The organism is Saccharothrix sp. HUAS TT1, from assembly GCF_040744945.1.
Taxonomy (GTDB): Bacteria; Actinomycetota; Actinomycetes; order Mycobacteriales; family Pseudonocardiaceae; genus Actinosynnema.
This window is the reverse complement of record NZ_CP160453.1, coordinates 3,708,197-3,734,992: the sequence shown is the minus strand read 5'-3', so window position 1 is coordinate 3,734,992 and position 26,796 is coordinate 3,708,197. Positions and strand designations below refer to the sequence as shown.

Here is a 26,796-nt window from a genome sequence, read left to right as displayed (position 1 = left end):
CCGCGCCCGCACCACCCACGCTCACACCGGCCGACGCAGCACCGCGCAGAACATCGCATCCGTCCCGTGCAGGTGCGGCCACAACTGCACCTGCGGCCCGTCGCCCAGCTCGGGCACCCCCGGGAAGAACTCCCGCGCGTCCAACCACTCCGCCCCGGTCCGCCGCGCCACGTCCGCCACCACGCCCACCGTCTCCGACAGGTGCGGCGAGCACACCACGTACGCCACCACCCCACCCGGCCGGACCAGGCCCAACGCCGCCGTCAGCAGCTCGCGCTGCAACCGGGCCAGCGGCGCGACGTCCGACGGCTGCCGCCGCCACCGCGCCTCCGGCCGACGCCGCAGCGCGCCGAGCCCGGTGCACGGCGCGTCCACCAGCACCCGGTCGAACCCGCCCTCCTCCAGCCCGGACTCCCGGCCGTCCGCGACGTGCACCGCGATCGGCAGGTCGCCCGCCGCCTTGCGGATCAGGTCCGCCCGGTGCGGGGCCTTCTCCACCGCGTCCAGCGACGCGCCGGACAGCCGCGCCAGCGACGCCAGCAGCACCGCCTTGCCTCCCGGCCCGGCGCACAGGTCGAGCCAGCGCTCGTCCCGGCCGTCGACCGGCGCCCGCGTCAGCGCCACCGCGCACAGCTGGCTGCCCTCGTCCTGCACCGCCGCCAGCCGCTCGCGCACCGCGTCGAGGTCGCCCGGGTCGCCCGCGCCCGCGTCCAGGTGCACGCCGTACGGCGAGTACGGGGCCACCTCGCCGCCGGTCATCGCGGCCAGCTCGTCCGCGGCGCACTCGCCCGGCCGGGCGGCCAGGTGCACGGCGGGCCTCAGGTCGTCGGCGACCAGCGCGTCGCGCAGCGGCTCGCCCCGGCTCCCCAGCGCCTCCGCGAACGCTTGCGCGATCCACCGCGGGTGGGCGTTGGCCATGGCCAGGTACCCGATCGGGTCGGTGTCCTCGTCGGGCGCGATCTCCTCGACCCAGGCCGCCTCGTCCTGCCCGGTGACCCGGCGCAGCACGGCGTTGGCGAACCCGGCCGCGCCCGAGCCGCGCTCGGCGCGCACCAGGTCGACCGTCGACGCGACGGCGGCGTGCGCCGGGATGCGGGTGCGCAGCAGCTGGTAGGCGCCCAACCGGAGCGCGTCGAGCACCGCGCCGTCCACTTCGGACAGCGGTCGGTCGGCGCACGCGGCCAGCACCGCGTCCAGCAGTCCCTGCGCGCGCAGCGAGCCGTAGGTCAGCTCGGTGGCCAGGGCCGCGTCGCGACCGGTGATCCGGCGTTCCCGCAGGATGCCGGGCAGCACCAGGTTCGCGTAGGCGTCGCGCTGCCGGACCGCGCGCAGCGTGTCCAGCGCGGCCTGCCGGGCCGGGTCCTCCACCGGCGGCCGGGCCGGGCCGGTGCGCCCGCGCGGTGGGTGTGCCCGCTGCGGCCGGGACGGACGCGAAGACCTCTGGGTCATGAAATCCGCTCCCCCGCCTCGATCCGGGCGCCGCGCGCCCAGTCGGTCGCCGACATCCGCTTCTTGCCCTGCGCCTGCACGTCGCCCAGCGCCACCGGGTCGGTGGCCGTGCCGACGAGCACGCGCTTGCGCTCCACCCGGACCTCGCCGGGCGCGAGCGGTTCACCCGCCTCGACCGGCAGTACCGGCCCCAGCTTCAGCCGCTCGCCGCGGAACTCCGCCCACGCGCCGGGCTCCGGCGTGACCGCGCGGGCCACCCGGTCGAGCGCGGCGGCGGGGGTGCCGAAGTCCAGCCGCGCGTCGTCCACGGTCACCTTCGGCGCGTGGCTGACGCCCTCCGAGGGCTGTTCGACCGGCCGCAGCGTGCCGTCCGCGATGCCGTCCACAGTGGACAGCAGCAGCTTCGCGCCGGACTCGGCGAGCCGGTCGAGCAGTTCGCCGGAGGTGTCCCGGTCGCGCACCCGCTCGGTCACCACGCCGAACACCGGACCCGCGTCCAGCTCCTTCACGATGCGGAACGTGGTCGCGCCGGTGATGTCGTCGCCGTGCCGCACGGACGCCTGCACGGGGGCCGCGCCGCGCCACGCGGGCAGCACCGAGAAGTGCAGGTTCACCCAGCCGTGGGTCGGGATGGCCAGGGCGGACTCGGGCAGCAGCGCGCCGTAGGCGACCACCGGGCACAGCTCCGGCCCCAGCTCGCGCAACCGCGCCTGGAACGCCGGATCGCCCGCCTTGGCCGGGGTCAGCACCTCGATGCCGCGCTCGTCGGCCAGCGCCGCGACCGGGGAGCGCTCGACCCGCCGACCGCGACCGGCGGGCGCGTCCGGCCGGGTGACGACCGCCACCACCTCGTGCCGGTCGGAGTCCAGCAGCGCCCGCAACGACGGCAGGGCCGGCTCGGGCGTGCCCGCGAAGACCAACCGCATGTCAGGCCCCTCCGCAACGCGCGTCGGGAACGGGACCGGACAGCCTGGCTTGGTGGACGAACACGCACTCTCCTCGCATCTCCTGCGCGACCGCAGACCGCAAGTCTAGGAGAGCGCCACCCACCCAGCCCGCCGCGACCTCGATCAGACCCCGAACAACGGGTGCGGCGACTGCTTGATCACCGGCACGCCGCCGTCGAACCACGACTCCTGCCGGATGGCCCGCATGGCCTCCTTGCGGGTCCGGTCGTCCAGGCGGTCGAGGAACAGCACGCCGTCGAGGTGGTCGGTCTCGTGCTGGATGCAGCGCGCCAGCAGGTCCGTGCCCTCGACCTCGACCGGCTCGCCGTGCATGTTCCAGCCGTGGGCCACGACGTGCCGGTGCCGGCGGCAGTCCCACGACAGGCCGGGGATCGACAGGCAGCCCTCCGGGCCCTCCTGCTCCTCCTCGCCGACGACCGTGAACGTCGGGTTGACCAGGTGCCCGGCGAACCCGTCGCAGTGGTAGGTGAACACGCGCAGCCCGACGCCGAGCTGGGGCGCGGCCAGTCCCGCGCCGCCGGCGTCGCTCATCGTGTCCCACAGGTCCTTGACCAGCTTGCGCAGCTCCGCGTCGAAGTCGGTGACCTCGACGGCGGGCGTCCGCAGCACCGGGTCGCCGAACAGCCGGATCGGTTGGACGGTCACGCGCACTCCTCGCAGCCTGGGAGTTCCCAGTCTACGAAAGGCCGCGCCACCACGTCACCACGCACCGACCCGACCCGGCCGCCCCACGCACCACCACCTCACCGGCCGGCCGGCCGGCCGCACCACGCACCACCACCTCACCGGCCGGCCGCACCACGCATCACCACGTCACCGGCTCGGCCACACCGCCCGCGCCGCGCCGCCACCGCGCCTGGACGTCTCGGCCGCCGCCCGCCACCTGCCGTCGGGGAGGCGTTCGACCGCGGTCGCCGCGCCGATCTCGCCCGTCGACGTGAAGCGGTGCCCGAGGGCGCGCAGCGCTTCGGCGTCCGCGCCGGCCAGGAACTCGGCCTCGGCCTGGGTGTTCGCAGCGTTGCGCTGGGACGCCCGCGGCGCGGCGATGGCGTCGACCAGCGGGGTGCCGCGGTCCAGCCGCGAGGTCAGCACCTGGAGCACGGTGGTGATGATGCTCGCGCCGCCGGGCGAGCCGAGGGCCAGCACCGGCCTGCCGTGCTCCAGCACGATCGTCGGCGACATCGAGGAGCGCGGCCGCTTGCCGGGCCCCGGCAGGTTCGGGTCCGGCACACCGGGCGTGACCGGGGTGAACGAGAAGTCGGTCAGCTCGTTGTTCAGCAGGAACCCGCGACCGGGCACCACGATGCCGCTGCCGCCCTCCTGCTCGATGGTCAGGGTGTAGGCGACCACGTTGCCCCAGCGGTCGGCGACCGTGAGGTGCGTGGTGTCGGTGCCCTCGTACGGGGTCTCGGCCGGTTCGCCCGCCGTCGCGCACGGGGTCGGGTGGCGCGGGTCGCCGGGCGCTACGGCGCCCGGCATGGCCGTCGTGGGCGAGATGAGACAGGCCCGGGTGTCGGCGAAGCGCTGCGACAGCAGCTCGCGGGTCGGCACGTCGGCGAACGCCGGGTCGCCGACCCAGCGGTTGCGGTCGGCGAACGACAGCCGGCTCGCCTCCAGGAACCGGTGCAGGTACTGGACCTGCGTCTCGTCCCCCAGGTCGGTGGTCTCCAGGATGTTCAACGCCTCGCCGACCGTCGTGCCGCCGGACGAGGGCGGCGCCATGCCGACCACGTCGAAGCCGCGGTAGCGGACGCGGGTCGGCTCGCGCAGCGGCGCGTCGTAGCGGGCGAGGTCGGCCTCGGTCATGTCGCCGGAGCGGACCTCGCGCGTCGCGCCGGGCGTCACCGGCGGCTGCCGGACGGCCTGCACCAGGTCGCGGCCGACCTCGCCGCGGTAGAACGCGGACACGCCGTGCCGGCGCAGCTCGCGGTAGGTGTCGGCCAGGTCGGGGTTGCGGAACGTGCTGCCGACCGCCGGCGGCGCGCCGCCGGGCAGGTACAGCGCGCTGGTCGAGGTGAAGTCGGCGAACCGGGCCGCGTTGCCGCTGACCTGGCGGTGGAACGTGGCGTCGACCACGAAGCCGCGCCGGGCCAGGTCCTCGGCGGGCCGGACGGCCCGGTCCAGCGACCAGGTGCCCCACCGCTGCAGCGCCCGCTGCCAGGTGAGCGGCGTGCCCGGCACGCCCACCGACAGGCCGCTGGTGACGACCTCGCCGAACGGGATCACGCCGCCGTCCTCCACGAACAGGTCGGCGTCGGCGGACGCGGGCGCGGTCTCCCGGCCGTCCACCGCGGACACGCGACGCGTGCGGGCGTCGTAGTGCACGAGGAACCCGCCGCCGCCGATGCCCGCCGAGAACGGGTCGGTGACGCCCAGGGCGGCGGCCACCGCGACCGCCGCGTCCACCGCGTTGCCGCCGCGGCGCAGGACGTCCACGCCGATCTGCGAGGCGTCGGGGTCGACGCTGGACACCACGCCCCCGAAGCCGACGGCCTCGGGGACGCGCGGCGCGTCGGTGGCGGCCTGGGCGGCAGCCGTGGCGGGCAGGATCGGTGCGACCAGGAGTGACGCGAGGACGCTGGCAACCGTTGACCGGAGCATCGTTCCCTTCTACTCCACCCGCCCGCAAAGCTGAACCTCCTCCTGGCCGGACTTCGCGCGATCAGGTGATGTGGGTGCTGGAGGTCGTCGACGCCTTGGCGGCCGTCGGCAGCCCGTCGTAGACGGCCCGCCACCAGCCGGGCGCCGGTTCGGCCGTGTAGGCGGTGTAGGTGTAGTTGCCGCCGTGGAACGGGGTGCCGGTCACCGTGTTCACGGTGGTCCAGGTGGCGTTGTCAGCGGAGAACTCGACGCGCAGCACGGGCGGCGTCGGCGGCATGACGTGGTTCGGGAAGCCGACGACGCCGAAGAACTTCACCTGGCCGTTCGCCTGGCGGCCCACCTCGATCGTGCTGTTGGTGCTGAACTGGAGCACGTTGACCTGCGGGGTCGTCGTGCTGCTCGCGGCCAGCCCCGCCAACCACGGTTTCTGCCACGAGTCGGCGGTGAAGATCACCTGGAGGTGGCCGGTGCGGGCCGGCGCGAACGTCAGCGAGTAGTGGCCGCCCGTCGCGGACTGGGTCGAGCCGCCTCCCCAGCCCGGTGAGCACGCGGCGTCGACGCAGAGGCGGATGAGGACGTCACCGCCCGGGACGCCCACCCACCCGGTCGGGGTCTCCTTGGTGACCTGGCCGGTCACGGTGATCGTCTGGCCCTGGTCGACCGTCGACGTGCTGACCGAAGCGGTGACCTGGGTGGGCACGAGCGGGTCGGCCGCCGCCGGGGCCGCGATGAGCACCGCCGCCGCCAGCGGGGCGGTGAGGGCGGCGGTGAGTCGTCTTCGGGTCATGTTCTCCCCCAAGCTCGGAATGGCCTGCGGGAGTGGGGTCGACGGGCGGGCGGTGTGCGTTACCCACTGCGCCGCACCGGCGAAACCGTTGTGGCACAGGCCATGCGCCCCTGCTCCGGGTGCGAGCGGGACCGCACATCGCGTAGCGCGGTCACAGGACTTCGAGCGGGTCGAGCTTGACCCGGACCACGTCCGGCTCCTTGCGGGCGCTGCGCACGGCCAGCACCTCGGCCAGGGTCGTGGCCAGCGCCCGGCCCTCCGTCCGGGACACCCGGACCAGGGCGCGTTCCTTGTCCTCGGCGAGCGGCACCGGGCCGAGGACTTCGCCGGTCGGCGGCAGGCGCAGCTCCTCCAGGACGCCGGCCAGGGCGTCCGGCGAGCCGTCCACGGTCGCCATCCGCACGGCGGGCGGGAAGCCCAGCTCGGCCCGCGCCGCCAGCTCCTGCCGGGCGTGCCAGACCGGGTCCCAGCGGACCAGCGCCTGCACCGGGGCCAGCGACGAGTCGGCGACGACCACCACCCGCGCGGCCTCGTGCGCGAGGGCGGCGGCGGTCATCCAGCGGCGCAGGGTCTCCTCGGCGGCGCGCAGGTCGGCCCGGCCCAGCAGGGCCCAGCCGTCCAGGAGCAGCACCGCGCCGTAGCCGCCCTCGGCGACCGGTTCCGCGCCGGGGGTGGCGACCACCAGCGACCGGCCGCCGGGGACGGTGGCCAGCACCTCGTCGCCGCCCGACGTGCGGACCGGCACCCCGCTGAACGCGCGGCCCAGCTCCTCGGCCGTGCGGCGGGCGCCGATGACCTGGCCGCGCAGCCGGCGCGAACCGCAGTTCGGGCAGCGGTAGGCGGCCTCCGTCGCGCCGCACCAGCGGCAGTACGCGGGCCGGGGTCGACCGTCCTGCGTGCCGCCGGGCAGGGCCAGCGGACCGGCGCACCGGCGGCAGCGGGCCGGCGACCGGCACTGACCGCAGGCCAGCGCCGGGACGTAGCCGCGCCGGGGCACCTGGATGAGCACGGGGGTGTCGGCAGCCAGGGCGGCGCGCGCGGCGTCGAACGCGATCGTCGGCAGCCGGGCCGACCGCGCGGCGGCGTCCTTCACCTCCTGCCACTCGTGGTCGCCGACGGACGCCACCCGCGGCGCCGCCGCCCGCAGCGCGTCGCGGGCCGCGACCACCTCGTGCGCCCAGCCGCTGTCGACCAGCAGCTGCGCCTCCGCGGTCCGGGCGAAGCCGCCGACCAGCAGCGACGCGCCGGTGAGGTGCGAGCGCTGGACCAGCACGTCGCGGACGTTCGGGTACGGCATCCGCGGCTCGGCGTGCAGGTCGTCGCCGTCGTCCCAGACCGCCACCAGCCCGAGGTCGTGCACCGGCGCGAACGCCGCGCCCCTGGTGCCGAGCACCACCCGCACCGCGCCGCGCCGCACGGCCAGCCACCGCTTGTACCGCTCGGACGGGCCCAGGTCGGCGGACAGCGTCACCACGCCGGCCTCGCCGAGCAGCGCCGCGCACGCCTGGTGGAGCCGGGCCAGGTCCCGGTGGTCCGGCACGACCACCAGCGCGCCCTTGCCGGTGCTCGCCACCGAGGCCGCCGCCTCGGCCAGCCGGGCGGGCCAGTCCTCGGCGGGCAGGGCCTGCCACACGGCGCGCGCGGCCCGGCCGGACCGCAGCGCGTCGAGCAGGTTCGGGCCGAACGGGTAGCGCTCCCACCCCTGCGCCGAGGGCGGCTCGGGGATGGGCGCGGGTTCGGCGGAGGGCCTGGCCTCGACCCGGGCGTGCCGGGGCGGGACGGCCATCCGCAGCACGTCGATCAACGACCCGGCGTACCGGTCCGCGACCGCCCGCGCCAGCTCCAGCACCTCGGGCGACAGCACCGGCTCGGGCGAGATGACCCGGTCCAGGAAGGTCAGCTTGCGCCCGTACTCGGAGGACTCCACCCGCTCCAGCAGGTAGCCGTCCACCAGCTGCCCGGCGAACCGCACCCGCACCCGGCAGCCCGGCACCGCGTCCGCGTCCTGCTCGGTCGACACCTGGTAGTCGAACGGCCGGTCGAGGTGGGCCAGCGGGACGTCGACGGACACGCGGGCGACCGGCAGCGAGGCGGCGGGGACCCGCTCCCCGCGCCTGGTGCTCGCCTTCTCCGCCACGGGAGGAGGTCTACCAGAGACTGCCCTGGCCACCCGCAACCCGGCCCCGAACCGCGAACGCTGACGTCATGCGACCAGTATCGAACACGTGTTCGAGGTGCGCAAGATCACGAACGAGTGATCCGGCGGGCGGACCTCAGGACCGGGCCTTCGTGGCCGCGCGGCGAAGAGCAGCCGGTTCGACCGGCAGGACGAGAGCAGGGGCCCCCTTGCGGGGACCCCTGCGAAGCCGGCGCGCGGTGCGACGGTGTCAGATCATCAGATCGCCTGTCAGGCCCCGGCGGCGGAGCGGAGGGCGTCGGCGCGGTCCGTGTTCTCCCACGGCAGGTCGACGTCGGTCCGGCCGAAGTGGCCGTAGGCGGCGGTCGGGGCGTAGATCGGGCGCAGCAGGTCCAGGTCCCGGATGATCGCGGCGGGCCGCAGGTCGAAGACCTCGCCGATCGCCTGCTGGATCTTGGTCGGGTCGACCGTCTCCGTGCCGAAGGTCTCCACGAACAGGCCCACCGGCGCGGCCTTGCCGATGGCGTAGGCCACCTGCACCTCGATCCGGGTGGCCAGGCCGGCCGCCACCGCGTTCTTCGCCACCCAGCGCATCGCGTACGCCGCCGACCGGTCCACCTTCGACGGGTCCTTGCCGGAGAACGCGCCACCGCCGTGCCGCGCCATGCCGCCGTAGGTGTCCACGATGATCTTCCGGCCGGTCAGCCCCGCGTCGCCCATCGGACCGCCGATGACGAACCGGCCCGTCGGGTTCACCAGCAGCCGCACGTCGGTGGTGTCCAGCCCCAGCGACGCGATCTCCGGCGCCACCACGTGCTCGCGGACGTCCACCCCGAGCAGCTTCTCCAGGTCGATCCCGTCCGCGTGCTGCGTGGACACCACGACCGTGTCCAACCGCACCGGCTGGTCGCCCGCGTACTCGATCGTCACCTGCGTCTTGCCGTCCGGCCGCAGGTAGGGCACCGTGCCGTCCTTGCGCACCGCGGTCAACCGCCGCGACAACCGGTGCGCCAGCGCGATCGGCAGCGGCATCAGCTCGGGGGTGTCCGTGCACGCGTAGCCGAACATGAGGCCCTGGTCGCCCGCGCCCTGCTTGTCGATCTCGTCCTCGGCGCCCTCGACCCGCTGCTCGAACGCCGTGTCGACGCCCTGCGCGATGTCCGGCGACTGCGACCCGATGGCCACGTTCACGCCGCACGAGTACCCGTCGAAGCCCTTGGCCGACGAGTCGTACCCGATCTCCACGACCTTGTCCCGCACGATCGACGGGATGTCGGCGTACGCCTCCGTGGTCACCTCGCCCGCCACGTGCACCTGGCCGGTGGTGACCATCGTCTCCACCGCCACCCGCGACCGCGGGTCCTTGGCCAGCAGCGCGTCCAGGATGGAGTCGCTGATCGCGTCGCAGATCTTGTCCGGGTGCCCCTCAGTCACCGACTCACTGGTGAACAGCCTGCTGCTGTGCTGGCCCACGACACTCCCTAACGTCGATCCGCGATAATGCTTTTCAAGTTTACTGAGCGCTCCGCGCGCGCGAGGTCAAAGTACGACAGTCGGCGCCACGACGTCCCACACTGTGGACGCGAGCTGGGACTTCGACCCGTGCGGGATGGGCGTCTCGGAGCCGTCGGCGGACAGCAGCCAGCCGGCGTTGTCCTCGACCTCGAACGCCTGGCCGTCGCCCACGGCGTTGACGACCAGCCAGTCGCAGCCCTTGCGCTTGAGCTTGGCCCGCCCGTGCTCCAGCACGCCGGCCTCGGCGTCACCGGTCTCGGCGGCGAAGCCCACCACGACCTGGCCGGGGCGCCGCGCGGCGACTAGCTCGGCCAGGACGTCCGGGTTGCGGGTCAGCGCGACCGGGTCGGGGTCGCGGTCGCTCTTCTTGATCTTGTGCTCGGCCAGGGCGACGGGCCGGAAGTCGGCGACGGCGGCGGCCATCACCAGGACGTCCGCCGACGCGGCCACCGAGCGCATCGCGTCCCGCAGCTCCAGCGCGGAGCCGACGCGCACCACGTCCACCCCGGCGGGCGGGACCAGGTCGGCGGTGTGCGCGGCGACCAGCGTCACCTGCGCGCCGCGCTGCGCGGCCACCCTGGCCAGCGCGAACCCCTGCTTGCCCGACGAGCGGTTGCCCAGGAACCGGACCGGGTCCAGCGGCTCGCGGGTGCCGCCGGCGGACACCGCCACGCGCACGCCCTCCAGGTCGCGCGGCAGCGCGTCGGGGCGCGCCAGCAGCAACCGGGCCAGGTCCACGATCTCGACCGGCTCGGGCAGCCTGCCCTTGCCGGTGTCCTTGCCGGTCAGCCTGCCGCTGGCGGGCTCGGCGACGACGACGCCGCGCGAGCGCAGCAGCGCCACGTTGGCCCGGGTCGCCGGGTGCTCCCACATCTCGGTGTGCATCGCCGGGACGAGCAGGACCGGGCAGCGGGCGGTCAGCAGCGTGTTGGTGAGCAGGTCGTCGGCCAGGCCGTGGGCGGCCTTCGCGATCAGGTTCGCCGTGGCGGGCGCGACGACCACCAGGTCGGCTTCCTGCCCGATCCTCACGTGCGGCACCGACGGGACGTCCTCGAACACGCCGGTCCGCACCGGCCGGCCGGACAGCGCCTCGAACGTGGCCGCGCCGACGAACTCCAGCGCGCCCTCGGTCGGCACGACGCGCACGGCGTGACCGGACTCGGTCAGCCGGCGCAGCACCTCGCACGCCTTGTACGCGGCGATGCCCCCGCCCACCCCGAGGACGACCTCGGGACGGCCGGGGGCACCCGGGGTCTCGGTCACTCGCCCTCGGTGTGCTCGAGGAGACCCGCGTGGATCTCCCGGAGCGCGATCGACAGCGGCTTCTCGCGCGGGCCCGGCTCGACCAGCGGGCCGACGTACTCGAGCAGGCCCTCGCCGAGCTGCGCGTAGTAGTCGTTGATCTGCCGCGCGCGCTTGGCGGCGTAGATCACCAGCGCGTACTTCGAGCTGACCTGCTCCAGCAGGTCGTCGATCGGGGGGTTGGTGATGCCCTCCGGAGTACCCGCCAGCGGGCCCAGCTCGGTGTGCGTGGTCACTCGTCAACGCTCCTGCGGTTCAGGGGTGGGTCTGCGGGTCGTCCCGCGCCTCGCGACGCTGACGCGTCGGGCGCCGGGCCGACCACCAAGTTTAGCAAGCTCCGGGCGGCGGACCGCACGTCGTCGTTCACGACGACCTCGTCGAACTCCGGCTCGGCCGCCAGCTCGTCCTTGGCGATCTCCAGCCGGCGGGCCACCACGGCGGGGTCCTCGGTGCCGCGACCGGTCAGCCTGCCGACCAGGTCGTCCCACGAGGGGGGCGCCAGCATGACCAGCCTGGCCTCCGGCATCGCGACCCGGACCTGGCGCGCGCCCTGCAGCTCGATCTCCAGCAGCGACGGCAGGCCGGACGCCAACGCGTCCTCCACCGGCGCCCTGGGCGTGCCGTAGCAGTTGCCCGCGAACTCCGCGTGTTCCAGCAGGTCGCCGTTGGCGACCATCTCGTGGAACTCGGCGCGGTCGACGAAGTGGTAGTGGACCCCGTCGACCTCGCCCGGCCTCGGCTCCCTGGTGGTCACCGAGACGCTGAAGTGGATCTCCGGTCCCATCCGGCGCAGCTCGGCCAGCACGCTGGACTTGCCGACGCCGGACGGCCCGGACAGAACGGTGAGGCGGGGCCGGGCGCGAACGCCCGACCCCACCCCGGTGCCATCACTCACTCGCCGCTGAACTCGGTGAGCAGCGCCTTGCGCTGCCGCTCACCCAGGCCGCGCAGCCGACGGGACGGAGCGATCTCAAGGCGCTCCATGATCTGCTGCGCACGCACCTTGCCGACGCCCGGAAGCGCCTCGAGCAGCGCGGACACCTTCATCTTGCCAAGGACCTCGTCGCTCTCGGCGGCCTTCAGCACGTCCGTCAGGGTCGTGCCGCCACGCTTGAGGCGCTCCTTGAGCTCAGCCCGAGCGCGACGAGCGGCAGCAGCCTTCTCCAGCGCTGCGGCCCGCTGCTCCTCGGTAAGCTGGGGAAGGGCCACGATTTCCTCCGTGGTGTGGGAATTTCAATTCTGGATCGGTGCCGCGACCGTACCGAGCGCAATTGCCTGGGTACAACGTGGGTCCCAGTCAGGTGAATCTTTCAGCGCTGGAGTGGTTGCGGCGGGTGGTAGTAGTACCAACACCCTCCAACAGGCCCATCACCCCCACCGCTGACGCGCTGCGCACGCCGTGTGTGGTATGCGCCCGGCAGTGGATGCACCCGCTGGTGGCCAGGACCGTACCAGGGACCGTTTGCGCAGGTGAGCGGACCACGCGAAGCGTGTCGGGATTTGATCGTGATCACATCTCCAGGGACCGCTTCACGACGTCCACCGCAGACCGCAAAGATGCGGTCACGGGACCGTGCCTGAGCACGTCCCGGGAGGACGTCGGCAGCACCCCGCGCAGGTCCGGCCCGAACAGCGAACGCAGGTCCGCGACCGTCGCCCCCTGCGCCCCGAAGCCCGGCGCCAGCACGTATCCGTGCAGGTCGGAGAGGTCCAGGTCGAGTTCGCCGAGGGTCGCGCCGACCACCAGGCCGACGTCGCCCAGCGGCTCCGCGCCCGCGTTCGCCCGCGCCGCGGCGTCGACCACCGACTGCGCGACGGAACGCCCGTCGGGGCCGATCGCGCGTTGCACGGAAGCCCCTTCCGGATTCGAAGTCAACGCGAGCACGAATATCCCGCGACCGCTCGCGGCGGCGGCTTCCAGCGCCGGGTCGAGCGACCCGAAGCCGAGGTACGGCGACGCGGTGACCGCGTCGCCGGCCAGCGGCGAGCCCTCGGTGAGGTAGGCCGCGGCGTAGGCGGCCATGGTGGAGCCGATGTCGCCGCGCTTGGCGTCCACCAGCACCAGCGTGCCGCTGTCGCGCAGGTCCGCGATGACGCGTTCCAGCACCGCCACGCCCCGCGAGCCGTGCGCCTCGAAGAACGCCGCCTGCGGCTTGACCACCGCCACCCGGCCGCCGAACGCCTCCACGCAGGTCAGCGCGAACCGCTCCAGCCCCGCGGCGTCCTGGGGGAGCCCCCAGGACGCCAGCAGGCCGGGGTGCGGGTCGATGCCGACGCAGAGGGGCCCGTGCTCGGAGACCGCCTTCGCCAGCCGCGCCCCGAACCTCCCGTCCCCCGACCTCACCCCTCACCCCGCAGCGCCGCCTGGAGGGCCTGGAGGGGCCGCACGCCGATGTCACCGCGGATGGCGGCCTCGATGCCGTGCACGGCCGCCGCCGCGCCCTGGATCGTGGTCACGCACGGGATGTCCTTGGCGACGGCCGCGGTGCGGATCTCGTAGCCGTCCACCCTCGGCCCGTGGTTGCCGTACGGGGTGTTGATGATCATGTCGACGGAGCCCGCGAGGATGGCGTCCACGATGTTCTCGGCGCCCTCGAAGTGCTTGCGCACGATCGTGCAAGGGATGCCGTTGCGGCGCAGCACCTCGGCCGTGCCCGCGGTGGCCAGCACCTCGAAGCCCAGGTCGGCGAGCCGCTTGACCGGGAAGATCATGGCCCGCTTGTCCCGGTTGGCCACCGACACGAACACCCGGCCCGACGTGGGCAGCGAGCCGTAGGAGGCGGTCTGGGACTTGGCGTAGGCCATGCCGAAGGACACGTCGATGCCCATGACCTCGCCGGTGGATTTCATCTCCGGGCCGAGCAGCGAGTCGACGCCCTTGCCCTCCGGCGTGCGGAACCGGTGGAACGGCAGCACGGCCTCCTTGACCGCCACCGGGGCGTGCGCGGGGAGCTTCGCGCCGTCGCCGGTCGCGGGCAGCAGGCCTTCCTCGCGCAACTGCGCCACGGTCGCGCCGAGCATGATGCGGGCGGCGGCTTTGGCCAGGGGCACGGCGGTGGCCTTGGAGACGAACGGGACGGTGCGCGAGGCGCGCGGGTTGGCCTCCAGGACGTAGAGCACGTCGTCCTTCAGCGCGTACTGCACGTTGAGCAGGCCGCGCACGCCGATGCCCTCGGCGATGGCCAGCGTGGAGCGGCGCACGGCGTCGATGTCGGATTCGCCCAGGGTGATCGGCGGCAGGGCGCAGGCGGAGTCGCCGGAGTGCACGCCGGCTTCCTCGATGTGCTCCATCACGCCGCCGATGAAGACCTCCGTGCCGTCGTAGAGCGCGTCCACGTCGATCTCGATGGCGTCGTCGAGGAACCGGTCGACCAGCACCGGGTGCTCTGGGCTGACCTCGGTGGCGCGCTGGATGTAGTCGTGCAGGGTCTCCTCGGTGTAGACGATCTCCATGCCGCGCCCGCCCAGCACGTAGGAGGGGCGCACGAGCACGGGGTAGCCGATCTCGTCGGCGATGGCCTTGGCCTGCGCGAACGAGGTCGCCATGCCGTATTTCGGGGCGGGCAGCCCGGCCTCGGCCAGCACCTGGCCGAACGCGCCGCGCTCCTCGGCCAGGTGGATGGCGTGCGGCGGGGTGCCCACCACCGGCACGCCCGCCTCGGCCAGTCGCCGTGCCAGGCCCAGCGGCGTCTGGCCGCCGAGCTGCACGATCACGCCGGCGACCGTGCCGGAGCGCTGTTCGGAGTGGAAGACCTCCAGCACGTCCTCGAAGGTCAGCGGTTCGAAGTAGAGCCGGTCGGAGGTGTCGTAGTCGGTGGAGACGGTCTCGGGGTTGCAGTTGACCATCACCGTCTCGTACCCGGCCGCGCGCAGCGCCATCGCGGCGTGCACGCAGGAGTAGTCGAACTCGATGCCCTGCCCGATCCGGTTCGGCCCGGAGCCCAGGATCAGCACCTTCGGCCTGTCCGGTTGCGCGGTGACCTCGGTCTCGGCGTCGGGGTCCAGCTCGTAGGCCGAGTAGTGGTACGGGGTCTTGGCCTCGAACTCGGCGGCGCACGTGTCGACCGTCTTGAACACCGGCCGCACACCCAGGCGGTGGCGCAGCGCGCGCACACCGTCCTCACCGGCCAACTCCGGGCGCAGCGCGGCGACCTGCCGATCCGACAGCCCGGCCCGCTTCGCCTTGCGCAGCAGCCGCTCGTCCAGCACCGGCGCGGCCTCGATCTCACGGCGCAGCCCGACCAGCCACGCCATCTGCTCCAGGAACCACGGGTCGATCCGCGATGCCTCGTGCACCTGCTCGATGCTCGCCCCCAACCGCAACGCCCGATCCGCCGTGTACAACCGGCCGTCGTGGCCCCGACGCAGCGCGTCCAGCACCGATTCCAGGGTGGTGTCCGGGTCGTCCGGGGTGGTCCAGAAACCCGCGGCCTTGGTCTCCATCGAGCGCAGCGCCTTGCCCAGGGCTTCGATGAAGCTGCGGCCGATGGACATGGCCTCGCCGACCGACTTCATGGTGGTGGTGAGCGTGCTGTCGGCGCCGGGGAACTTCTCGAACGCGAACCGCGGCACCTTCACCACCACATAATCGAGCGTGGGCTCGAAGCTCGCGGGCGTCTCGCCGGTGATGTCGTTGCGGATCTCGTCCAGGGTGTAGCCGATCGCCAGCTTCGCGGCGATCTTCGCGATCGGGAAACCGGTCGCCTTCGACGCCAGCGCCGAGGAGCGCGACACCCGCGGGTTCATCTCGATGACGACCATGCGCCCGTCGGCCGGGTTGATCGCGAACTGGATGTTGCAGCCCCCGGTGTCCACCCCGACCTCGCGGATCACCGCGATCCCGACATCGCGCATGTGCTGGAACTCGCGGTCGGTCAGCGTCATCGCCGGGGCGACGGTCACCGAGTCGCCGGTGTGCACGCCCATCGGGTCGATGTTCTCGATCGAGCACACCACGACCACGTTGTCGTTGCGGTCGCGCATCAACTCCAGCTCGTACTCCTTCCAGCCCAGCACGCTCTCCTCGATCAACACCTCCGTGACCGGGGACTCCGCCAGACCGGTCGCCGCCAGCCGCTCCAACTCCTCCAGGGTGTGCGCCATACCCGAACCCAGACCGCCCATCGTGAACGACGGGCGGATCACCACCGGCAGCCCGAGATCGGCCACGGTCGCCCGGACCTCGTCCATGGTCTTGCACACCGCGCTGCGCGGCACGTCCGCGCCGATCCGACGCACCAGGTCCTTGAAGATCTGCCGGTCCTCGCCGCGCTGGATGGCGTCGATGTCCGCGCCGATCAACTCCACGTCGTACTTCTCCAGCACACCCCGCTCGTGCAACGCGATGGCGGTGTTCAACGCGGTCTGACCGCCCAACGTGGCCAGGATCGCGTCCGGACGCTCCGCCGCGATCACCTTCTCCACGAACTCCGCGGTGATCGGCTCGACATAGGTCGCGTCGGCGAACTCCGGGTCGGTCATGATCGTGGCCGGGTTGGAGTTGACCAGCGACACCCGCAGGCCCTCCTCCCGCAACACCCGACACGCCTGCGTGCCCGAATAGTCGAACTCACACGCCTGGCCGATGACGATCGGACCGGAGCCGATCACCAGCACGTGCTTGAGATCAGTCCTCTTCGGCATCAGCGACCCTCGCCCATCATCGTCACGAACTCGTCGAACAGCGGTGCGGCGTCGTGCGGACCGGCCGCCGCCTCGGGGTGGTACTGCACGCTGAACGCGGGCACGTCCAGGGCGCGCACGCCCTCCACGGTGCCGTCGTTCGGGCAGTAGTGGCTCAGCAGCACGCGGCCGAAGTCGGAGGTGAACTCCTCGCCCGGCTCGCCCTCCAGCGCGAACCCGTGGTTCTGCGACGTGATGGCCACCTTGCCGGTGGACACGTCGATCACCGGGATGTTGATGCCGCGGTGGCCGTAGCGCATCTTGTAGGTGTCGCGGCCCAGCGCCCGGCCCAGGATCTGGTTGCCGAAGCAGATGCCGAACAGCGGGATCCGCCGGTCCAGCACGCCGCGGGTCAGCTCGACCGCGTGCGCCTGGGTGGCCGGGTCGCCGGGCCCGTTGGACAGGAAGACGCCGTCCGGCTCGATCCCGACCAGGTCGTCCACGGTCGACGTCAGCGGCAGCACGTGCACCTCGATACCGCGGGCGGCCATCATCCGCGGCGTGTTGGACTTGATGCCCAGGTCTAGGGCGGCGACGGTGAACCGGCGCTCGCCGACGGCCTCGACCACGTACGGCTCGGACGTGGTCACGTCGCCCGCCAGGTCGGCGCCCTTCATCGCGGGCGCGCTGCGCACGCGGTCCAGCATCTCCTCCGGGCCGCCCAGATCGTCACCGGAGAACACACCCGCGCGCATCGCACCCCGCTCACGCAGATGACGGGTCAACATCCGGGTGTCGACACCCGAGATGCCCACGACACCCTGCCGGGCCAACTCCTCGTCCAGACCACGCACCGACCGCCAGTTCGACGGCACCCGCGCCGGGTCGCGCACCACGTAACCGGCGACCCAGATACGGCCCGACTCGTCGTCCTCGTCGTTCCAGCCGGTGTTCCCGATCTGCGGCGCGGTCTGCACCACGATCTGACGGTGATAGGACGGATCGGTCAACGTCTCCTGATACCCCGTCATCCCGGTCGAGAACACCGCCTCGCCCAGACTCACACCGACCGCGCCGTAGGACTCACCGCGGAACACACGACCGTCTTCCAACACCAGTGCCGCGTTCGTCATGAGTCGCCTCCCAGCGCTTGCACCCACTGCTCGTACACGTCCTTGTCGTCGCCCCGGAACCCGGTGTCGAACACCTGGTCGCCGAGGTCCCAGCGGACGACCAGCAGGCCGTCCGCGGTCATCACCTTGCCCGCGAGGCCGCGGGCCGTCCGGGCGCCGCGCACCCGTTCCACCGGGATCCACATCGCGCTCGCGCCGGTGCGCTGCACCAGCACGCCCCGCTCGGTGAGCTTCAGCGTCGCCTCGGCGCGGTGGCCGACGTCGCCGACCGCGACCCGGTCCTGCCAGTCGTCGCCGATCGTGGTGCCGACGTACATGCCGGTCGTCTCCAGCACCGTCGCGCCGGGCTCGGCGGGCGGCTGGGGGAACTCCGGCAGCACCCCGGCCTGCCGGCGGGCGCGGCGTCGCCAGCCGTGCCACATGCCGTACAGGCAGAGCGCGAAGACGGCCAGCACGGCCAGGGACAGCAGCACGCGGGTCATGCCGCGATCCTCCCGCCGGCCGCCGTGACACGCCCGCGCAGCACGGTGGCGACCACCGCGCCCGGCAGCTCCATGCCCTCGAACGGGGTGTTCGCCGCGACGCTGGCGAAGTCCGCGCCGCGCACGGTCCAGGTGGCGTCCGGGTCGACCAGGGTGAGGTTGGCGGGCTCGCCGACCTCGATCGGCCGACCCTGGTCGGGCAGGTTCGCGATCTCGGCGGGCCGCTCGCTCATCACCCGCGCCACGCCGCGCCAGTCCAGCAGGCCGGTCCGGACCATGGTCTCGACCACGATGGACAGCGCGGTCTGCAGGCCGAGCATGCCCGGCCGGGCGGCGGACCACTCGCAGTCCTTGTCCTGCACGGCGTGCGGCGCGTGGTCGGTGGCCACGCAGTCGATGACGCCGTCGGCCAGCGCCCGGCGCAGCTCCTCGACGTCCGCGGAGGTGCGCAGCGGCGGGTTGACCTTGTTGACCGGGTCGTAGGTCGCCAGCCGCTCGTCGGTCAGCAGCAGGTGGTGCGGCGTGACCTCGGCGGAGACCTCCGTGCCGCGGGCCTTGGCCCAGCCGAGCACGTCGGCGGTGCCCGCGGTGGACACGTGGCAGACGTGCAGCCGGGCGCCCGCGTGCAGCGCGAGCAGGCAGTCCCGCGCCACGATCGACTCCTCGGCCGCGGCCGGCCAGCCCTGCAGGCCCAGCCGGGACGACTGCTCGCCCTCGTGCGCCTGCGCGCCCACCGTGAGCCGGGGCTCCTCGGCGTGCTGCGCGATGACGACGTCCAGCGCCTTGCTGTACTCCAGCGCGCGCCGCATGATCAGCGGGTCGTGCACGCAGTGGCCGTCGTCGGAGAACACCCGCACCCCGGCCCTGGCCATCGTGCCCAGCTCGGCGAGCTTCACGCCCTCCAGGCCGACGGTGACCGCGCCGACCGGGTGCACGTCCACCAGGCCGACCTCGCGACCGCGGCGGGCGACGTGCTGCACGACGACCTCGTTGTCGGCGACCGGGTCGGTGTTGGCCATGGCGAACACCGCCGTGTAGCCGCCCAGCGCGGCGGCGGCCGAGCCGGTGGCGATGGTCTCGGTGTCCTCGCGGCCGGGTTCGCGCAGGTGGGTGTGCAGGTCGACGAAGCCGGGCAGCAGCACCGCGCCACCGCCCTCGACGACCCGCGCGCCCGGTTCCGCGACGTCCCCGATCGCGGCGATCACGCCGTCGCGGATCAGCACGTCGGTCGGTTCGCCCTCGCCGTACGGTCGCACTCCCCTGAGGATCAAGGGGTTCACGCGTTCTCCTCCTCGTGGGCAAGCAGGTGGTAGAGGACGGCCATGCGCACGTGCACGCCGTTGCGCACCTGGTCGGTGATGGCGGCGCGCGGCGAGTCGGCGACCGCCGAGGCGATCTCCATGCCGCGCAGCATCGGACCGGGGTGCAGCACGACCGCGTGCTCGGGCAGCAGCTTGAGCCGCCGCTCGCTCAGGCCGTAGGCGATCGAGTACTCGCGGGCCGACGGGAAGAACCCGCCGTGCATCCGCTCGGCCTGGACCCTGAGCAGCATCACGGCGTCGAGGCCGGGCAGCTCGGCGTCCAGCTCGTGCGAGACGGTGACCGGCCAGTTCGACACGCCGACCGGCAGCAGGGTCGGCGGCGCGACCAGCGTCACGTCCGCGCCCAGCGCGCTGAGCAGGTGCACGTTGGACCGGGCGACGCGGCTGTGCAGCACGTCGCCGACGATCGCGATCCGGCGGTCCCGCAGGTCGCCGAGGCGTTCCCGCAGGGTGGCCGCGTCCAGCAGGGCCTGGGTGGGGTGCTCGTGCATGCCGTCGCCCGCGTTGACGACCGACGTGCTCGCCTCCCGCAGCCAGCCCGCCAGCCGGTGCGCCGCGCCGGACGCCGGGTGCCGCACGATCACGCAGTCCGCGCCCGCCGCGGCCAGGGTCAGCGCGGTGTCGCGCAGCGACTCGCCCTTGCCCACGCTGGAACCGGACGACGAGACGTTCACCACGTCCGCGCTCATCCACTTGCCCGCGATCTCGAAGCTGACCCGGGTCCGGGTGGAGTTCTCGTAGAACATCGTGATGACCGTGCGGCCGCGCAACGTCGGCAGCTTGCGCACCTCACGGCCTTCGAGGGCCTGCTTGAGGCTCGCCGCGGTGTCCAGGATCGCGGTGGCCTGCGCCGGGTCGATGCCCTCGGTGGTGAGCAGGTGCTTCACCGCAGCACCACTCCGTCTCGCTGGTCGAACTCGGCCAGCAGCACGTGGACCTCCTCGGAACGGGCCGTGGGCACGTTCTTGCCCACGTAGTCCGCGCGGATCGGCAGCTCGCGGTGGCCCCGGTCGACCAGCACGGCCAGCTGCACGGCGCGCGGGCGGCCGTGGTCGCGGAGGGCGTCGAGCGCGGCGCGGATCGTGCGGCCGGAGAACAGCACGTCGTCCACGAGGACCACGAGCTTGTCGTCCACGCCGCCCTCGGGCAGCTTGGTCGCCTCCAGCGGGCGGGTGGGGCCGCGGCGCAGGTCGTCCCGGTAGAGGGTGACGTCCAGGGTGCCGGTCGGCACCTCGACGCCGGCGAACTCGGCGATGCGGACAGCCAGCCGGCGGGCCAGCGGGGCTCCCCGGCTCGGAATCCCCATCAGGACTACTGCGGGTGCGCTGGGTGCATCCAGAGCGGTCTTCTCGATGATCTGATGGGCCATTCGGGCGACGGTGCGCGCGACGTCGCCGGCCGAGAGGAGCTCGCGCTCTCCCGCCGGGTCCGTCGCGCCACGTTGACGTGGCGCCACGGTTGGACCTCCTTCCCCGCCTCGCTGGACGGGTCCTTAAAGGACGTCGGACACCCGGCTGCGCCGGGCTGACCAGCACCGTATCAGGCGGAGGCGGTCAATCTTCCGGGTGGTGTGCGTGGTCTCGCCCACCTGTCCCATCGAGATCAGCTTGACCTGGTGACCACGGAGAGCAATCATTACTCTGCGTATTGATCTAAGCCTCCCCGCGCCAGTCCCCTACCGGCTGACGGGGCGAATGAACGGAGAACCGCCACATGGGCGACTACGCCAAGGCGCTGGGGGCCAAGCTCCGCGCGATCCGCCAGCAGCAGGGCTTGTCTTTGCACGGCGTCGAGCAGAAGTCCGGCGGTCGCTGGAAGGCCGTGGTAGTCGGCTCGTACGAGCGCGGCGACCGCGCCGTGACCGTGCAGAAGCTCGCCGAGCTGGCCGACTTCTACGGCGTGCCGGTGGCCGAGCTGCTGCCGGAGGGCCGGGTGCCGTCCGGCGCGGAGCCCGCCACCAAGATCGTCATCAACCTGGAACGGCTGCAGCAGCTGCCGGCGGAGAAGGTCGGGCCGCTCGCGCGGTACGCGGCCACCATCCAGAGCCAGCGCGGCGACTACAACGGCAAGGTGCTGTCCATCCGGACCGAGGACCTGCGGTCGCTGGCGATCATCTACGACATGACGCCGGGCGAGCTGACCGAGCAGCTGATCGACTGGGGCGTGCTGCCTCCCGAGGCCCGTCCGGCCAAGGAGGACTGAGCGCACGAGGAGGGCCACCCGCCGGTTCGGCTGCGGGTGGCCCCTTCGTCGTGCGCTGTTCTCGTCGTCGCTGGTCGGGCGGTCGCGGGTCGGGCGGTCGCGACGGGTCGGGCGGTCGCGGGTCGGCGCGGTCGCGGGTCGGGCGTCAGAGCACGGCGCGGAGCTGGTCCGCGATGACCGCGATCCGGCCCAGCACCCCGTTGACGAACCTCGGCGAGTCGTCCGTGGACAGGCCCTTGGCCAGCTCCACCGCCTCGTCGATGGCGACCGCGTCCGGCACGTCGCCCGCCCACAGCAGCTCGTAGAGCCCGAGCCGCAGCACCGCCCGGTCCACGGCGGGCATCCGCTGCAGCGTCCAGCCCTCGGCGTGCTCGGAGATGAGGTCGTCGATGCGCGCGCGGTGCGCCGTGACGCCTTCCACGAGGGTGATCGTGTAGTCGTTCACCGGCGGCACGTCCGTCGAACCGACCCGGTCCGCGAGCAGCGTCACCGGGTCGACGCCCCTCAGGTCCGCTTCGTAGAGGACGTCGACCGCGCGTTTGCGCGCCTTGCTCCGTGCGCCCATCTCAGCCGTTCACTCGGCCGAGGTAGCGACCGTCGCGGGTGTCGACCTTGATCTTCTCGCCGGTCGTGACGAACAGCGGGACCTGGATCTCCGCGCCGGTCTCCAGCGTGGCGGGCTTGGTGCCGCCGGTGGAGCGGTCGCCCTGCAGGCCCGGGTCGGTGTGCTGGATGACCAGCTCGACCGACGTCGGCAGCTCCACGTAGAGCGCGACGCCCTCGTGCACGGCGACGACGGCCTCCTGGTTCTCCAGCATGTAGTTCGCCGCGTCGCTGACGGTCTCGGCCGGGACGCTGATCTGGTCGAAGGTGTCGCCGTCCATGAAGACGAAGTCGGTGCCGTCCTTGTACAGGTAGGTCATCCCGCGCTTGTCGACGGTGGCCGTCTCGACCTTGGTGCCCGCGTTGAAGGTCTTGTCCACGACCTTGCCGGACAGGACGTGCTTCAACGTGGTGCGCACGAAGGCGCCGCCCTTGCCCGGCTTGACGTGCTGGAACGCGGTGACGGTCCACAGCTGGCCGTCGAGGTTCAGCACCAGGCCGTTCTTCAGGTCGTTGGTGGTGGCCACGGTGGTGGGCTCTCCTGTTGCGTGAGTGAGGGCGACGTCGGACGAGCCGACTTCCTTCAGATGACCACGAGCTCCTTCGTGGTCAGGGTGAGGAGCTCCGGGGCGCCTTCGCGCACCACGAGGGTGTCCTCGATGCGAACACCACCCCGCCCGGCCAGGTACACACCGGGCTCGACGGTGACCGCCATGCCGGGCAGAAGTGTACCGTCACCCGCCTTCGACAGCGCTGGAGCCTCGTGGATCTGCAGGCCGACCCCGTGCCCGAGGCCGTGCACGAACTGCTCGCCGTACCCGGCGCCGTCGATCACCCCGCGCGCCGCGCCGTCCACGTCGCGGTAGCTCGTGCCCGCCGCCAGCGCCGCCCGCCCGGCCGCCTGCGAGGCCGCGACCAGTTCGTACAGGTCGCGCTGCCAGTCCGCGGCCCGGCCGACGACCAGCGTGCGGGTCATGTCGGAGTGGTAGCCGTCGACCAGCGCGCCGAAGTCGAGCTTCACCAGGTCGCCGTCGCGGACCACGGCGTCGGTGGGCCGGTGGTGCGGCACCGCCGAGTTCGGCCCCGCGGCCACGATCGACTCGAACGACGGCCCGGCCGCGCCGTGGTCGAGCATCCGGGCCTCCAGCTCGCGGGCGACCTCCTTCTCGCTGCGCCCCGGCCGCAGGCCGCCGTGCTCGATGAGGTCGGCCAGCGCCCGGTCGGCCGCCGCGCACGCCATCCGCAGCGCCTCGACCTCGGCGTCGTCCTTCACCAGCCGCAGCCGTTCGACCAGGTCGGGGGCCCGGACCAGCTCGACGTGGTCGGCCGCGGCGGCGAGCGCGTCCAGGCCGTCCACGGTGACGTGACCGCTCTCGAAGCCGAGCCGGCCGGTCGCCAGCTTGGCCAGGGCGGCGTCGCAGGGGCGGTCGACGAGCCGGTCGAGGTCCGGCACCTGGGCGGCGGCCTGGGTGAGGTAGCGGCCGTCGGTGCAGAAGGTGGTGGGGGCGTCGTCGTCGGCGCGCACCAGCAGCGCCGCGTTCGAGCCGGTGAAGCCGGTCAGGTAGCGGACGTTGAGCAGGTTGGTGACCAGCAGCGCGTCCAGCTCCCGGTCCCGGAGCGTGGCGCGGAGGGCGGCGCGGCGCGCGGAGTGCGGCATGACTCGCAGCCTAGGGGCCAGTGGGGCGTACCACCGTGACACTCGATCGGGTGAATCGTGGGCGATCGGGTGACGGGCTGGGTGACGGACCGTGGGCGCGCTTAGGGTGGAACGCATGCGCGCGTGGCTGGTCAGGGGGTTTTGGCTGGGGTTGCTGCACGGCGGGGTGCAGACCGGCACCTCGGCGGTGAGCGTCCACAGCCCGGAGGCCGCCGCGCCCACCCGGTACATCGCGATCGGGCTGGTCGTGGTCGTCGGGCTGCTGTGGGGCGCGCTCGACGCTTGGCGGCAGCTGGAGGGGCGGGGCCTGGCCTGGTTCGCCGCCGGTCTGCTGGCCGGGCCGGTGGCGGGCGTGGTGGGCGTGGCCGGGCGGTCGGCGGTGGACCAGACGGGGCTGGAATCACTCGGGCCGGCACTGACCGGGGGCGCCGCGTTCACCGCGCTGCTGGTGATGGCGACGGGGGCGGTCGGGATGGGCATCGGCAACGCCCTGCCCCAACCTGCGACGCCGGGGCAGCCGGACGGAGCGGGGCAGCCGGACGGGTCGCGCTGACTGGTTCGGGGCTGACGGCTCCGGGGTTGGCGGCCGACGCTCGGGCGGCCGGCGGCGCGAGATGGCCGATGGCGCGAGGTGGCGGCGCTCGGGCGGCCGGTGGCACCGGATGGCCGGCAGCGAGGGATGGCCGGCGACGCTCGGGCGGCTGATGGCGCGAGGTGGCTGATGGCGCGAGGTAGCCGGCGGTGCGGGGTGGCCAGGCAGGGCGGTGGTGCTCGGCCCGGCCTGGTCCGCGGACCAGGCCGGGCGTTCGCGATTGGACGCGGTGCGGCTGCCCGTCATCACGACGGGCGCAGGTTCACAGCAGGACGCTGCCGCCCGACTTCGGTTCGGCGGCCACCGCCGAGTACGCCGCCGCGATCAGCGCCGGGTCCGGGCCCTCCAGCCGGCCCGGCTTGGCCAGGCCGTCCAGCACCACGAACCGCAGCACGCCGGAGCGGGTCTTCTTGTCCGTGCGCATGCCCTCCAGCAGCTGGCCCAGCGCGTCCGGGTCGTAGCCGGTCGGCAGGCCGAGCGAGGCGAGGATCGACCGGTGGCGGTCGGCGGTCCCGTCGTCCAGCCTGCCCGCCAGGCGGGCCAGCTCGGCGGCGAACACCAGGCCCACGCTGACCGCCGCGCCGTGCCGCCAGCGGTAGCGCTCGCGGCGTTCGATGGCGTGGGCCAGGGTGTGGCCGTAGTTCAGGATCTCGCGCAGGTCGGACTCGCGCAGGTCGGTCGACACGACGTCGGCCTTGACCTGGATCTTGCGCCGGACCAGCTCCTCGATCACCTCGCCGGACGGGTCCAGCGCGGCGGCCGGGTCGGCCTCGATCAGGTCGAGGATCACCGGGTCGGCGATGAACCCGCCCTTGACCACCTCGGCCATGCCCGCCACCAGCTCGTTGCGCGGCAGCGTCTCCAGCGTGGCCAGGTCGACCAGGACGGCGGTCGGCTCGTAGAACGTGCCGACCAGGTTCTTGCCCGCGTCGGTGTTGATGCCGGTCTTGCCGCCGACCGCGGCGTCCACCATGCCGAGCAGCGTGGTCGGCACGTGCACCAGCTTCACGCCGCGCATCCAGGTGGACGCGACGAACCCGGCCAGGTCGGTCACCGCGCCGCCGCCGAGGCCGACCACCGCGTCGGTCCGGCCCAGGCCCACCCGGCCGAACACGTCCCAGCAGTACCCGGCGACCCGCAGGTCCTTGCCGTCCTCGGCGTCGGGCACCTCGACGCGGTGCGCGTCGATCCCGGCCGCCGCCAGCTCCGCCCGGACCACCTCGGCGGTCTCGGCCAGGGTGGGCGTGTGCACGATCGCCGCCTTGGCCGTGCCCTTCAACACCTCGACCAACTCGCCGAGCAGACCGCGGCCCACCACCACGTCGTACGGTCGTTCCGCGGCCACGCGGATCCGCACCGGCTCGCCCATCACCACTCCCCTCGTCGGGTCACCATTCGACCACGTCGGCTCCGAGGGCGTCGCCGCCCCACACCCCGGCCAGCACGTCGGCCTGGTGCCGGACCGCGCGCCGGGCCGCACCCCTGACCCCCGACCAGCCCCGGACCTGGAACACCGCCGTGCGACCGCGGAACTCGTGCCGCCACGTGCCGACGACCCGGCCGTGCAGGACGAGCGCGCCAGGGCTGCCGACCGGCCGCCACACCCGCCTGGCCACCTCCGGCTCGGCGAGCAGGTGGCGCGGGCCGAGCAGGTACGGGTCGCGCGGCAGCAGCAGCAGGCCGGCCGGCGGGTCGGGCGCCTCGGCGACGTCCTCGTGCGCGAGCAGCCGCCTGCCGTCCACCCGGACCGGGCGCAGGTCGGGCCAGGCGTCCTGCGGTCCCGCGCCCAGCCACTTCTCCGCGTCGGCCTTGGCGAACGGTCCGACCAGCCGCGCGTAGTCGCTCAGCAGGGTCGGCTCGCCGGGGTCCTCGACGTCCGGAGCGGGGGCGGTGGGCCGGCGGAAGACCAGCTGCCGGCCCAGGTGCTCCAGCTCGACGCCGGCCAGCAGCGTGCCCAGCCGGAACAGGCCCTCGACGACGTGCCCGGTCCGGCACGCCGGGCAGTGCGGGCGGGCGACGGCGGGCAGCAGCGGGCTGATCGCGGCGGACAGCTCGCCCTTGGTGGCCGTGTCGCCGGGGAACTCGCGGCGCACGAGGTCGGCGACCAGGTCGACGTGCTCCAGGTCGGGCGGCGGGAACGCGCCGCACCACGCCGCCAGCTGGCGGGGCGTGCGCGGTCGGAGTTGGCGGCGCAGCGCGGGCAGGTCGGCGCGGCGGTGCAGGTGCGGCGCGCCGCGCAGGCTCAGCACCCGGACCAGGTCCTCCGTGCCAGTACGACGACCGCGCACGCCCAACGCCGCCGCGGCGGTCTTCGGCGGGCTGTCGGCCACGCCCAGCGGCAGCACCGCGTCCGGGTCGTCGCCGTGCAGACCCTGGGCCGCGGCGCGGCGGGCGAGCACTCGGGCCGCGGTCGGGTCCACGCCG

General features: G+C 73.5%; 25 protein-coding genes. 2 read left to right on the top strand and 23 right to left on the bottom strand.

Annotation, left to right across the window (positions count from 1 at the left end; all coding sequences use genetic code 11):
* Positions 1–21: 21 nt before the first annotated feature.
* The 18 genes from AB0F89_RS18275 to pyrR all read right to left on the bottom strand — a co-directional run bounded on the left by AB0F89_RS18275 (position 22) and on the right by pyrR (position 20,774).
* On the bottom strand, positions 22–1,449 hold the full coding sequence (locus AB0F89_RS18275; RefSeq protein ID WP_367137737.1) for an RsmB/NOP family class I SAM-dependent RNA methyltransferase: 1,428 nt from the start codon (positions 1,447–1,449) through the stop codon (positions 22–24).
* Entirely contained in the window at positions 1,446–2,375 is a 930-nt protein-coding gene (gene fmt / locus AB0F89_RS18270) for a methionyl-tRNA formyltransferase (RefSeq protein ID WP_367137735.1), read from the bottom strand. The genes AB0F89_RS18275 and fmt overlap by 4 nt, the downstream gene beginning before the upstream one ends.
* A 144-nt stretch (positions 2,376–2,519) precedes the next feature.
* The gene (gene def, locus AB0F89_RS18265; RefSeq protein WP_367137733.1) at positions 2,520–3,062 is read right to left on the bottom strand and encodes a peptide deformylase; all 543 of its coding nucleotides are present in this window, start codon (positions 3,060–3,062) and stop codon (positions 2,520–2,522) included.
* A 168-nt stretch (positions 3,063–3,230) separates the two neighbouring features.
* Positions 3,231–5,018 (bottom strand): gamma-glutamyltransferase, encoded by a 1,788-nt coding sequence (gene ggt / locus AB0F89_RS18260; protein ID WP_367137731.1) that lies wholly within the window; start codon positions 5,016–5,018, stop codon positions 3,231–3,233.
* A 61-nt stretch (positions 5,019–5,079) separates the two neighbouring features.
* Entirely contained in the window at positions 5,080–5,805 is a 726-nt protein-coding gene (locus AB0F89_RS18255; protein WP_367137729.1) for a hypothetical protein, read from the bottom strand.
* A 151-nt stretch (positions 5,806–5,956) separates the two neighbouring features.
* On the bottom strand, positions 5,957–7,942 hold the full coding sequence (locus AB0F89_RS18250) for a primosomal protein N' (RefSeq protein ID WP_367137727.1): 1,986 nt from the start codon (positions 7,940–7,942) through the stop codon (positions 5,957–5,959).
* 270 nt (positions 7,943–8,212) lie between these two features.
* Positions 8,213–9,415 carry a methionine adenosyltransferase gene (gene metK, locus AB0F89_RS18245; RefSeq protein ID WP_367137725.1) on the bottom strand — a complete coding sequence of 401 codons (1,203 nt, stop codon included), beginning with the start codon at positions 9,413–9,415 and terminating at the stop codon, positions 8,213–8,215.
* Positions 9,416–9,481: 66 nt separating this feature from the next.
* On the bottom strand, positions 9,482–10,720 hold the full coding sequence (coaBC, locus tag AB0F89_RS18240) for a bifunctional phosphopantothenoylcysteine decarboxylase/phosphopantothenate--cysteine ligase CoaBC (protein WP_367137723.1): 1,239 nt from the start codon (positions 10,718–10,720) through the stop codon (positions 9,482–9,484).
* Complete coding sequence (gene rpoZ / locus AB0F89_RS18235) at positions 10,717–10,995, bottom strand: DNA-directed RNA polymerase subunit omega (RefSeq protein WP_360115731.1); 279 nt, start codon at positions 10,993–10,995, stop codon at positions 10,717–10,719. The genes coaBC and rpoZ overlap by 4 nt, the downstream gene beginning before the upstream one ends.
* Positions 10,992–11,654: a guanylate kinase gene (gmk, locus tag AB0F89_RS18230; protein WP_367137720.1), complete on the bottom strand. Its 663-nt coding sequence runs from the start codon at positions 11,652–11,654 to the stop codon at positions 10,992–10,994. The genes rpoZ and gmk overlap by 4 nt, the downstream gene beginning before the upstream one ends.
* Complete coding sequence (gene mihF, locus AB0F89_RS18225; RefSeq protein WP_033427832.1) at positions 11,651–11,968, bottom strand: integration host factor, actinobacterial type; 318 nt, start codon at positions 11,966–11,968, stop codon at positions 11,651–11,653. The genes gmk and mihF overlap by 4 nt, the downstream gene beginning before the upstream one ends.
* Positions 11,969–12,269: 301 nt before the next feature.
* A complete protein-coding gene (gene pyrF / locus AB0F89_RS18220) occupies positions 12,270–13,103 on the bottom strand; it encodes an orotidine-5'-phosphate decarboxylase (RefSeq protein ID WP_367137719.1) in 834 nt (277 codons plus the stop codon).
* The gene (gene carB / locus AB0F89_RS18215; RefSeq protein WP_367137717.1) at positions 13,100–16,402 is read right to left on the bottom strand and encodes a carbamoyl-phosphate synthase large subunit; all 3,303 of its coding nucleotides are present in this window, start codon (positions 16,400–16,402) and stop codon (positions 13,100–13,102) included. Before carB ends, pyrF begins: the two co-directional genes overlap by 4 nt.
* Positions 16,402–17,514 carry a glutamine-hydrolyzing carbamoyl-phosphate synthase small subunit gene (carA, locus tag AB0F89_RS18210; RefSeq protein WP_367137715.1) on the bottom strand — a complete coding sequence of 371 codons (1,113 nt, stop codon included), beginning with the start codon at positions 17,512–17,514 and terminating at the stop codon, positions 16,402–16,404. Before carA ends, carB begins: the two co-directional genes overlap by 1 nt.
* The gene (locus tag AB0F89_RS18205; protein WP_367137713.1) at positions 17,511–17,996 is read right to left on the bottom strand and encodes a transporter; all 486 of its coding nucleotides are present in this window, start codon (positions 17,994–17,996) and stop codon (positions 17,511–17,513) included. Before AB0F89_RS18205 ends, carA begins: the two co-directional genes overlap by 4 nt.
* Entirely contained in the window at positions 17,993–19,276 is a 1,284-nt protein-coding gene (locus tag AB0F89_RS18200; RefSeq protein WP_367137711.1) for a dihydroorotase, read from the bottom strand. The genes AB0F89_RS18205 and AB0F89_RS18200 overlap by 4 nt, the downstream gene beginning before the upstream one ends.
* Positions 19,273–20,205, bottom strand: a complete 933-nt coding sequence (locus tag AB0F89_RS18195; protein ID WP_367137709.1) for an aspartate carbamoyltransferase catalytic subunit — start codon at positions 20,203–20,205, stop codon at positions 19,273–19,275. The genes AB0F89_RS18200 and AB0F89_RS18195 overlap by 4 nt, the downstream gene beginning before the upstream one ends.
* Entirely contained in the window at positions 20,202–20,774 is a 573-nt protein-coding gene (pyrR, locus tag AB0F89_RS18190; protein WP_367137707.1) for a bifunctional pyr operon transcriptional regulator/uracil phosphoribosyltransferase PyrR, read from the bottom strand. Before pyrR ends, AB0F89_RS18195 begins: the two co-directional genes overlap by 4 nt.
* 257 nt (positions 20,775–21,031) lie before the next feature.
* Between pyrR and AB0F89_RS18185 the strand changes: the two genes are divergently transcribed.
* Positions 21,032–21,520, top strand: coding sequence for a transcriptional regulator (locus AB0F89_RS18185; RefSeq protein ID WP_015103676.1), 489 nt, complete (start codon positions 21,032–21,034; stop codon positions 21,518–21,520).
* A gap of 145 nt (positions 21,521–21,665) precedes the next feature.
* Here AB0F89_RS18185 and nusB read toward each other — a convergent pair whose 3' ends face one another.
* Genes nusB through AB0F89_RS18170 form a run of 3 tightly spaced genes read right to left on the bottom strand, consistent with a single transcriptional unit; the run spans position 21,666 to position 23,780 of the window.
* Positions 21,666–22,085 carry a transcription antitermination factor NusB gene (gene nusB / locus AB0F89_RS18180; protein ID WP_367137705.1) on the bottom strand — a complete coding sequence of 140 codons (420 nt, stop codon included), beginning with the start codon at positions 22,083–22,085 and terminating at the stop codon, positions 21,666–21,668.
* A 1-nt stretch (position 22,086) separates the two neighbouring features.
* Complete coding sequence (gene efp, locus AB0F89_RS18175) at positions 22,087–22,650, bottom strand: elongation factor P (RefSeq protein ID WP_367137703.1); 564 nt, start codon at positions 22,648–22,650, stop codon at positions 22,087–22,089.
* Between the two features lie 56 nt (positions 22,651–22,706).
* Positions 22,707–23,780 (bottom strand): M24 family metallopeptidase, encoded by a 1,074-nt coding sequence (locus AB0F89_RS18170; protein ID WP_367137701.1) that lies wholly within the window; start codon positions 23,778–23,780, stop codon positions 22,707–22,709.
* Between the two features lie 115 nt (positions 23,781–23,895).
* Between AB0F89_RS18170 and AB0F89_RS18165 the strand changes: the two genes are divergently transcribed.
* Positions 23,896–24,333 (top strand): hypothetical protein, encoded by a 438-nt coding sequence (locus tag AB0F89_RS18165; protein ID WP_367137699.1) that lies wholly within the window; start codon positions 23,896–23,898, stop codon positions 24,331–24,333.
* Between the two features lie 301 nt (positions 24,334–24,634).
* On the opposite strand, the gene aroB is transcribed toward AB0F89_RS18165, so the two are convergent.
* Positions 24,635–25,741 carry a 3-dehydroquinate synthase gene (gene aroB, locus AB0F89_RS18160; RefSeq protein ID WP_367137697.1) on the bottom strand — a complete coding sequence of 369 codons (1,107 nt, stop codon included), beginning with the start codon at positions 25,739–25,741 and terminating at the stop codon, positions 24,635–24,637.
* Between the two features lie 19 nt (positions 25,742–25,760).
* The gene (locus AB0F89_RS18155) at positions 25,761–26,792 is read right to left on the bottom strand and encodes a crosslink repair DNA glycosylase YcaQ family protein (protein ID WP_367137695.1); all 1,032 of its coding nucleotides are present in this window, start codon (positions 26,790–26,792) and stop codon (positions 25,761–25,763) included.
* Positions 26,793–26,796 lie beyond the last annotated feature (4 nt).